Below are 8,237 nucleotides of genomic sequence, written 5' to 3' on the forward strand. Positions count from 1 at the left end.
GTATTTGTGTAAATGCGCCCGGACGGGGTGGGCCGCGCGCCCCGCCCCCGCGCGGCGCAGGGTTACTTGACCTCGCGGCCGGCGAGGCGCTCGACGCCGCGCAGCAGGGCCGAGTGGTCCAGCGAGCCGTCGCCGTTGGCCCGGGCCGAGGCGACCAGCTGGGCCACCACGGCGCCCAGCGGCAGCGGGGCGTCCACCGCGCGGGCGGCGGTGGTGACGATGCCCATGTCCTTGTGGTGCAGGTCGATCCGGAAGCCCGGGGCGAACTCGCGGTTGACCATGTTGGCCTTCTTGCGGTTCAGCACCGTCGAGCCGGCCAGGCCGCCCGCGAGCACGTCCAGCGCGGCGGGCAGGTCGACGCCGGCGTTCTCCAGGAAGACCACGGCCTCGGCCACGGCCTGGATGTTGATCGCCACGATCAGCTGGTTGGCGGCCTTCACGGTCTGGCCGGCACCGGCCGGGCCGACGTGGATGACCGTGGTGCCCAGCGCGTCGAACAGCGGCTTGGCCTCGGCGAAGTCACCCGCCGCGCCACCGACCATGATCGAGAGCACCGCCTCGATCGCACCGGCCTCGCCGCCGGAGACCGGGGCGTCCAGGGTGCGCACGCCCTTCTCCTTGGCCGCGGCGTCGACCTTGATCGAGGTCTGCGGGGTGATCGAGGACATGTCGATCACCAGCGTGCCGGCCTTGGCGTTCTCCAGCACCCCGCCCTCGCCCAGGATGACCTGCTCGACGTGCGGGTCGGCCGGGACCATGGTGATCACGACCTCGGCGTCGCGCACCGCCTCGGCGATGCTGCCGGCGCCGTGGCCGCCGGCCTCGACGAGGGCGTCGATGGCGGCCTGCTCGAGGTTGAAGCCGGTCACGTGGTGGCCGGCCTTGACCAGGTTGATGGCCATGGGCTTGCCCATGATGCCGAGGCCGATGAAGGCGATCTTGCGGCTCATCGCGTGGTTCCTTACGAAGGTGACGAGGGGGTGGTTACTTCGCGGCGCGCAGCTCGCGCGGCAGCCAGTCGAAGCTGTCGGCGCTGACGCCGGAGGCGGGCTTGTACTCCAGGCCGATCCGGCCCCGGTAGCCGGCCGCGGTGAGCCGGGCGAGCAGGTCCTCGAAGTCGAGGTCCGCGGTGCCGGGCTCGTTCCGGCCGGGGAAGTCGGCGATCTGCACGTGGCCGAACCGGTCGGCGTACTGCTCGATCACGGCGGGCAGGTCCTCGCCGTTGACGGCCAGGTGGTACAGGTCGCAGAGGAACTTGGCGTTCCCGAGGCCGCTGGCCGCGTTCACCCGGTCGACCAGCTCGACGGCGGCCGCGGCGGTGTGCAGCGGGTAGTCCGGGGCGTCGACCCGGTTCAGCGCCTCGATCAGCACGACCGCGCCGATCGAGTGCGCGGCCTGGGCGGCCAGCACCAGGTTCTCCAGGGCCAGTGCGTCCTGCTCGGCCGCGCTCACGCCCTCGACCCGGTTGCCGACCAGGGCGTTGAGCGCCTTGGTGCCGAGCGACTCGGCCAGGCCGATGCTGACCGGGATGTTCTCCCGGAACCGCTCGTTCTCGGCCGGCACCGAGAGGGTGCCCTTGGCGCCCTTGGTCAGGTCGTCGAGGAAGTTCAGGCCGGTCAGCTGCACGCCCGCGTCGGTGAAGGCCTTGCGCAGGGCGTCGAGCTCGGCCTCGGCCGGGGTGTGCTCGGCGCCGAACGGCCACCACAGCTCGGCCGCGGTGAACCCGGCGGCCGCAGCGGCCGCGGGGCGCTCCAGCAGCGGGAGCTCGCTGAACAGGATCGACAGGTTGATCGTGAAGTTGTGCCCGGAAGCGGCGGTCACGTCCATCACCTTTCACTCTTCCGACATTCCGCAACTTCCATCATGCGGAAGAGGGATTCTGTCTGGTGGAAGCTTGCCATGTCCCCCCGAGGGACTGTCAAGAACTCTGCAACACTTTGTTGAAGCTGCTCTCCCGGATCCCCCTGACCAGCGCCTCGATACAGTGAGCGAGTGCGATTGATGGTGGAGTTCACGACAGAACCGTTCGAGCTGGTCAACTTCCCGGACCACGCGGTGGCCGCCCGCCGGGTGGTGGACGAAGCGGGCCTGGCCGTCTCGGTCGGCCCGTTCGGCACCAGCGCCGAGGGCGAGGCCGAGCAGGTCCTGGCAGCGGTCTCCCGACTGCTGCACGACACCCTGGACGCCGGCGCCAGCCGGATCTCGTTCCAGGTCAGCGTGGTCCCGGACCGGTCCGCGGACCCCGACACCCCCGAAGGAGTGGGTACGCAGTGACCGATGCCCTGGAGCACCCGCTCACCCTGGCGATAAAGCCGCTGCTGGACGCGGTCGGCGCGACCGCGCTCGCGGTCGGCGAGGCCAAGCCCGACGACGTGGTCCTGGAGTGGGAGGGCGAGCCGGCCGTCGCCGTCCGGCTGCCCCACCTGAGCAGTGCGCTGGACCGGCTGCTGGCCGAGATGACCCGCCAGTTCGACGGCCGGCCGCTCAGCGAGCTGGACCGGCTGGAGAAGCAGCGCGTCGTCGCCCTGTTGGAGGAACGCGGCGCCTTCACCGTGCGACACGGCGTGGAGACGGTCGCGTCCGCCCTGGGCGTCAGCCGCTTCACGGTGTACAACTACCTGAACCGGCAGGTGGACGGCCCGAAGAGCGGCTGACCGGGCCAGTCTGACCGACGGGCGGATCCGGACACACTTGGCGGATCACACACGAAGTGGGCCGAACGCGGCCCGCGGTTCGAAACGTAACCACCAAGGGTTCAACAAAGTGTTGACGACCGGGGGTGGTGGTCCTAGTTTTTGCGGGTGGCACCACTCTTCAGGAGGTCCACCCGTGACCAACCACCCCCACGCGTCAGTTGACGCACCCGGCGCCCTCGGGGCGCTGGCGGCGGCGGAGGCCGCCGACCTGGAACAGCTCCTCCTCGAGGTCTGCTCCAGCCCGAGCTGGGCCGCCGCCGTGGCGGCCACCCGGCCGTGGCCCGACCGCGCGTCACTGCTGGCGGCCAACGCCGCCGCGATGGCCCGGCTGACCGTCGCCGACCTGGCCGACGCCATGGCCGGCCACGCCCGGATCGGCAAGCCCAAGGCGGGCGACGCCACCTCCGAGCGCGAGCAGGCCGGCATCCAGGGAGTGGACCAAGCACTCCTGGACGACCTGGACGCGGCCAACGCCGCCTACGAGGCCAAGTTCGGCCACGTCTTCCTGATCTGCGCCACCGGGCGCACCGCGGCCACCATGCTGGCCGCCCTGCGCGAGCGCTACCCGAACGACGCGGCCACCGAGGCCGAGATCGTCCGCGGCGAGCTGCGCAAGATCAACGACATCCGGCTGGGCCGCCTGCTCGACGAGTCCCGCTGACGCCTCGGCCCGCGGTTGCCCTCGCAACACGCCTGACGTGACGTCACTTCCTGCCACCAGTAAGGTCATTCACGCCATGACTGGCATCTCCACGCACGTGCTCGACACCAGCCTCGGCCGCCCGGCCGAGGGTGTGCCGGTCGAGCTCGGACTGTTCACCGAGGGTGGTTGGACGGTGCTCGGCACCTCCGCCACGGACTCCGACGGCCGGGCCAAGGACCTGCCGGCCGCGGAGGCGGGCTCGGTCGTCCGGCTGACGTTCGACACCGCCGCGTACTACGCCCGGCAGTCCGACCGGACGCCGTTCTTTCCCGAGGTCTCGATCGTCTTCACGGTCGCGCCCGCGCAGCACCACTACCACGTGCCGCTGCTGCTGAACCCCTTCGGATATTCCGTCTACCGCGGAAGCTAGACAGCCGACATAGCAAAGGAGCCGACGGCTATGACTCACGTGCTCGGTCAGAACCAGTACGGCAAGGCCGAGAACCGGATCGTCCGGGTCTACCGTGACAGCACCCGTCACGAGATCAAGGACCTGAACGTCTCGGTCTCCCTCCAGGGCGAGTTCGAGGACGTCCACCTCACCGGCTCGAACGCCAACTGCCTGCCCACCGACACCACCAAGAACACGGTGTACGCCTTCGCCAAGGAGTACGGCATCGAGTCGGCGGAGGCCTTCGGCATCCTGCTGGCCCGCCACTTCGTCGAGGACACCGAGCGCGGCGTGGTGCACAGCGCCCGGATCCGGCTGGAGGAGTACTCCTGGAACCGGATCAAGACCCCGGACAACACCTCGCGCTTCATCGGCTCCGAGGAGGTGGGCCACTCCTTCGTCCGGGACGGCGGTGAGGTCCGCACCTGCGAGGTGGTCTACAACGGCGAGACCGGCACCGTGCAGGTGATCTCCGGCCTCAAGGACCTGATCGTGATGAACACGACCAACTCCGAGTTCTGGGGCTACATCAAGGACAAGTACACCACCCTGCAGGAGGCCTACGACCGGATCCTGGCCACCCAGGTGACGGCCCGTTGGAAGTACTCCTACACCGGCCGCGACAACGAGCCGCAGCCGAACTGGAACCGCTCCTACCAGCACGTGCGCCGCCACATGCTGGAGGCGTTCGCCGAGACCTACTCCTACTCGCTGCAGCAGACCCTGCACGCGATGGGCACCCGGGTGCTGAACAACCGCGCCGAGGTGGACGAGGTCCGTCTGGAGCTGCCGAACAAGCACCACTTCCTGGTCGACCTGGCGCCGTTCGGCCTGAAGAACGACAACGAGGTCTACTACGCCGCGGACCGGATGTACGGCCTGATCGAGGGCACCGTGCACCGCGAGGGCGTGGTCCCGGTCATCCCGGTGGTCTGACCCGTCGTCACCCCGCAGCACCCGCCCGAGGGATTCTCGCTCCGCCGTCCCGCCCTCGGGAGCCGCTCCACCCGACGGCGGTGATTCCCTGGCCGGGTCCGCGCGGTCGGGCCCCGATCGGGTCGGTCCATCTCCCCGACCCGCCGGTGCCGGCCGCGCGGCACCTGACGCGCTCTCCCCCACTTCACTCAGGAGTCACCCATGGCAGTGCAGCCCCCGCCGGCGGACCAGCGGATCGTCATCGAGAACGCCGCGATCGCCACCGTCGACGCCGCGGACACCGAGTACGCCCGCGGCCACGTCGTGATCAAGGGAAACCTGATCGAGTCGGTGGGCGCGGGCCCGGCCCCGGCCTGGCTGGACAACGTGGTGCGGCGGATCAACGCCGAGGGCCACCTGGTGACACCCGGCCTGGTCAACACCCACCACCACTTCTACCAGTGGATCACCCGCGGCCTGGCCCAGGACAACATCCTCTTCGACTGGCTGGTCGCGCTCTACCCGACCTGGGCCCGGATCGACGACCAGCTGGTGCACGCCGCCACCCTGGGCTCGGCGGCCGCGCTGCTCAAGTCCGGCTGCACCACGGCCAGCGACCACCACTACGTCTTCCCGCAGGGCGGCGGCGACATCCTGGGCGCCTCGATCGAGGCCGTCCAGCAGCTCGGCATGCGCTTCACCGCGCTGCGCGGCTCGATGGACCGCAGCAAGAAGGACGGCGGCCTGCCGCCGGACCACGCCGTGGAGAAGACCGAGGACATCCTGATCGCCTCCGAGGCGGCGGTGGACCGCTGGCACGACTCCTCCTTCGGCTCGATGCTGCACGTGGCCATCGCGCCCTGCTCGCCGTTCTCGGTCTCCACCGAGCTGATGCGCGAGGCCGCCGTGCTGGCCCGCCGCAAGGGTGTGCGGCTGCACACCCACGGCTCCGAGACGGCCGAGGAGGAGCAGTTCTGCAAGGAGCTGTTCGGCATGGGCCCGACCGACTACTTCGAGTCCACCGGCTGGCTGGGCGAGGACGTCTGGATGGCGCACTGCGTGCACATGAACGACTCCGACATCGCCAAGTTCGCCGAGACCGGCACCGGCGTGGCGCACTGCCCCTCCTCCAACGCCCGCCTGGCGGCCGGCATCGCCCGGGTGCCCGACATGGTCCGGGCCGGCGTACCGGTGGGCCTGGGGGTGGACGGCACCGCCTCGAACGAGTCCGGCGAACTGGGCACCGAACTGCGCAACGCGCTGCTGATCAACCGGCTGCACGGCCGCCCCGACGCGCTCACCGCGCGCGGCGCGCTGCGCCTGGGCACCATGGGCGGCGCCCGGGTGCTGGGGCGCCAGGCCGAGATCGGCTCGATCGAGGTGGGCAAGCTGGCCGACCTGGCGCTGTGGAAGGTGGACGGCGTCATGCACTCCTCCATCGCCGACCCGGTGGCCGCGCTCACCATGGGCGCGCTGCCCCCGCTGACCGCGCTCTTCGTCAACGGCAACGCCGTGGTGGAGAAGGGGCAGCTGACCACCGTGAACGAGGACCAGATCGCGCTCACCTGCGCCCGCGCCGCCAAGGAGCTGGCCTCGCGCGGCTGAGCGCCGATCGGGTGATGGCCGTTCGGCTGACGGCCGGTCACCGCGTACACCCCTGAACTCCGGGCCGCCCAGGGACGGTGCGTGACCCGGACTCCGGTCGCCCGCCACCCGTGTGGCGGCCGGACCGCAGCCCCGGATCCACGGCGAGGATCCGGGGCTGTGGCGTACCGTCAGGCGGGGCATCGTAGGTTACCGGTGACGATGCGACTTCGATCCAGTGCCGAAAGAGACTCCGTATGACCACCGTGGGGCCGGTGCTCCCCGCTGCCCGAACGCCCGCCGACCTGCGCAGCGCGCTGCGGCGGGCGGCGCGTCACCCGGTGGTGACGGCGACCGTGCTGGCCGCCGTGCTGCACCTGGTCTGGGCGTTCGCGCTGGCCAACGACGCGGGCGACCTGGCCGCCCAGTACGCCTGGACCGACTTCGCCCGGCAGCATCCGGACTCGGCCTACAACCTCTCCTGGTACGGCGGCATGCACATCGCCTCGTACAGCGTGCTGTCGCCCTACCTGATGGGCCTGCTGGGGGTGCGCACCACGGGCGTGCTGGCCGGCACCGCTTCGGCGGGGCTGGCGGCGCTGCTGCTGGTCCGCTCGGGGCTGCGCCGGCCGCTCGCGCCGGCCCTGTGGACCGCCTTCGCGCTCTGGTGCGACGTGGCCTCCGGCCGGGTGACCTTCGCCATCGGGGTGGTCTTCGGGCTGGCCGCCACCGTGCTGGCCTTCACCCACCGCGGGCCGCGGCTGCGCGGTCCCGCGCTGTTCGCGCTGGCGGCGCTGGCCACCCTGGGCAGCCCGGTGGTCGGGCTCTTCCTGGAGGTGGCGGCGGCCGCGCTCTTCCTGACCGGCCGGCGGCGGGACAGCTACCCGCTGGCCGCCTCGCCGGTGCTGGTGGTGGCGGCCACCGCGCTGCTCTTCCCGTTCCAGGGGCAGCAGCCGTTCGACTGGTGGACCGCGGCCCCGGTGGTGGCCGCCGCGCTGGGCGCCGCCCGGCTGGCCCCGGTCCGGTGGCGGGCGCTGCGCCGCGGCGCGCTGGTGTACGCGCTCGGCGTGGTGCTGGTCTGGCTGATCCCGTCGCCGGTGGGCAGCAACGTGGAACGGCTCGGCCTGCTCTTCTCCGGCACCGTGCTGCTGGCCGCGCTGCTGGAGGGCCGGCCGGCCCGGCGGCGCGCGCTCACCCTGGCGGCCGGGTTCCTGGCGGTGGCCGTCTGGCTGTCCGGGCGGACCCTGGGCGACCTACTGGTGACGGTGCCGGTCTCCGCACCGGCCCGGGACGGCCGGGCGCTGATCGACGAGCTGCACCGGGTGGGCGCGGACCGCGGGCGGGTGGAGGTGGTGCCGCTGGCCTCGCACTGGGAGGCCAGCGGGGTGGCGCCCTACGTCGACCTGGCCCGGGGCTGGAACCGGCAGGCGGACGTGACCCGCAATCCGCTCTTCTACACCGACCGGCTCTCCGCCGAGGAGTACCACTCCTGGCTGCTGCGCTGGGGCGTCGGCTTCGTGGCGCTGTCCAGCGACCGGCCGGACGACGCGGCGGTGGACGAGGCGGCGCTGGTGGCGGCGGGCCAGCCCTGGCTCACCCCGCTGTGGCAGCAGGGCAGCTGGCGGCTGTTCCGGGTGGCCGACGCGACCCCGCTGGCCGACCCGCCGGCCGTGGTGCGCGAGGCCGGGCCGGCCGCGCTCACCGTGGAGGTGCCGGCCGCCGGGTCGGTGCGGCTGCTGCTGCCCTGGTCGCCCTGGCTGGGCGTGCTGGGCGCCCAGCGGCCCGCCGAGGGCTGCCTGAGCCAGCAGGGCGACTGGACCGAGCTGCACGTCCCCGCCCCCGGCACCTACACGATCACCGGGCGGTACTCCTTCGGCCGGTCCGGCCGGTGCCCGGGGCCGGCCGCCGCCAAGGCGCACTGAGCCGGCGGACGCGGACGGCCCGCCGG

Annotated in this window: 9 protein-coding genes; 7 read left to right on the plus strand and 2 right to left on the minus strand. The window is 72.0% G+C overall.

What is annotated here, in order from left to right; all coding sequences use genetic code 11:
* Window positions 1–62: 62 nt before the first annotated feature.
* Together ACFW1A_RS35255 and ACFW1A_RS35260 are read right to left on the minus strand one after the other, a co-directional pair.
* Window positions 63–950, minus strand: coding sequence for a 2-hydroxy-3-oxopropionate reductase (locus ACFW1A_RS35255; protein WP_380416576.1), 888 nt, complete (start codon window positions 948–950; stop codon window positions 63–65).
* A 34-nt stretch (window positions 951–984) separates the two neighbouring features.
* Window positions 985–1,827, minus strand: a complete 843-nt coding sequence (locus ACFW1A_RS35260; protein WP_380416578.1) for a hydroxypyruvate isomerase family protein — start codon at window positions 1,825–1,827, stop codon at window positions 985–987.
* A 165-nt stretch (window positions 1,828–1,992) separates the two neighbouring features.
* On the opposite strand from ACFW1A_RS35260, the gene ACFW1A_RS35265 reads away from it, so the two are divergent.
* The 7 genes from ACFW1A_RS35265 (at window position 1,993) to ACFW1A_RS35295 (ending at window position 8,211) form a co-directional block, all read left to right on the plus strand.
* Window positions 1,993–2,274: a thiamine-binding protein gene (locus tag ACFW1A_RS35265; protein WP_380416581.1), complete on the plus strand. Its 282-nt coding sequence runs from the start codon at window positions 1,993–1,995 to the stop codon at window positions 2,272–2,274.
* A complete protein-coding gene (locus ACFW1A_RS35270; RefSeq protein ID WP_380416583.1) occupies window positions 2,271–2,654 on the plus strand; it encodes a helix-turn-helix domain-containing protein in 384 nt (127 codons plus the stop codon). Before ACFW1A_RS35265 ends, ACFW1A_RS35270 begins: the two co-directional genes overlap by 4 nt.
* A gap of 175 nt (window positions 2,655–2,829) precedes the next feature.
* Window positions 2,830–3,357, plus strand: coding sequence for a 2-oxo-4-hydroxy-4-carboxy-5-ureidoimidazoline decarboxylase (gene uraD / locus ACFW1A_RS35275; RefSeq protein ID WP_380416586.1), 528 nt, complete (start codon window positions 2,830–2,832; stop codon window positions 3,355–3,357).
* A gap of 76 nt (window positions 3,358–3,433) precedes the next feature.
* Complete coding sequence (gene uraH, locus ACFW1A_RS35280) at window positions 3,434–3,769, plus strand: hydroxyisourate hydrolase (protein ID WP_380416589.1); 336 nt, start codon at window positions 3,434–3,436, stop codon at window positions 3,767–3,769.
* A 30-nt stretch (window positions 3,770–3,799) separates the two neighbouring features.
* On the plus strand, window positions 3,800–4,726 hold the full coding sequence (gene pucL / locus ACFW1A_RS35285; protein ID WP_380416591.1) for a factor-independent urate hydroxylase: 927 nt from the start codon (window positions 3,800–3,802) through the stop codon (window positions 4,724–4,726).
* A gap of 201 nt (window positions 4,727–4,927) precedes the next feature.
* Entirely contained in the window at window positions 4,928–6,310 is a 1,383-nt protein-coding gene (locus tag ACFW1A_RS35290; protein ID WP_380416593.1) for an 8-oxoguanine deaminase, read from the plus strand.
* 236 nt (window positions 6,311–6,546) lie between these two features.
* Complete coding sequence (locus ACFW1A_RS35295) at window positions 6,547–8,211, plus strand: MFS transporter (RefSeq protein WP_380416595.1); 1,665 nt, start codon at window positions 6,547–6,549, stop codon at window positions 8,209–8,211.
* Window positions 8,212–8,237: the final 26 nt, after the last annotated feature.

Source organism: Kitasatospora sp. NPDC058965 (assembly GCF_042741245.1).
GTDB lineage: Bacteria > Actinomycetota > Actinomycetes > Streptomycetales > Streptomycetaceae > Kitasatospora.

What these genes read in the sequence shown, in the direction of transcription:
- ACFW1A_RS35255 (WP_380416576.1), bottom strand. Translation starts at nt 950, where the DNA reads ATGAGCCGCAAGATCGCCTTCATCGGCCTCGGCATCATGGGCAAGCCC.
- ACFW1A_RS35260 (WP_380416578.1), bottom strand. Translation starts at nt 1,827, where the DNA reads ATGGACGTGACCGCCGCTTCCGGGCACAACTTCACGATCAACCTGTCG.
- uraH (WP_380416589.1), top strand. Translation starts at nt 3,434, where the DNA reads ATGACTGGCATCTCCACGCACGTGCTCGACACCAGCCTCGGCCGCCCG.
- pucL (WP_380416591.1), top strand. Translation starts at nt 3,800, where the DNA reads ATGACTCACGTGCTCGGTCAGAACCAGTACGGCAAGGCCGAGAACCGG.
- ACFW1A_RS35290 (WP_380416593.1), top strand. Translation starts at nt 4,928, where the DNA reads ATGGCAGTGCAGCCCCCGCCGGCGGACCAGCGGATCGTCATCGAGAAC.
- ACFW1A_RS35295 (WP_380416595.1), top strand. Translation starts at nt 6,547, where the DNA reads ATGACCACCGTGGGGCCGGTGCTCCCCGCTGCCCGAACGCCCGCCGAC.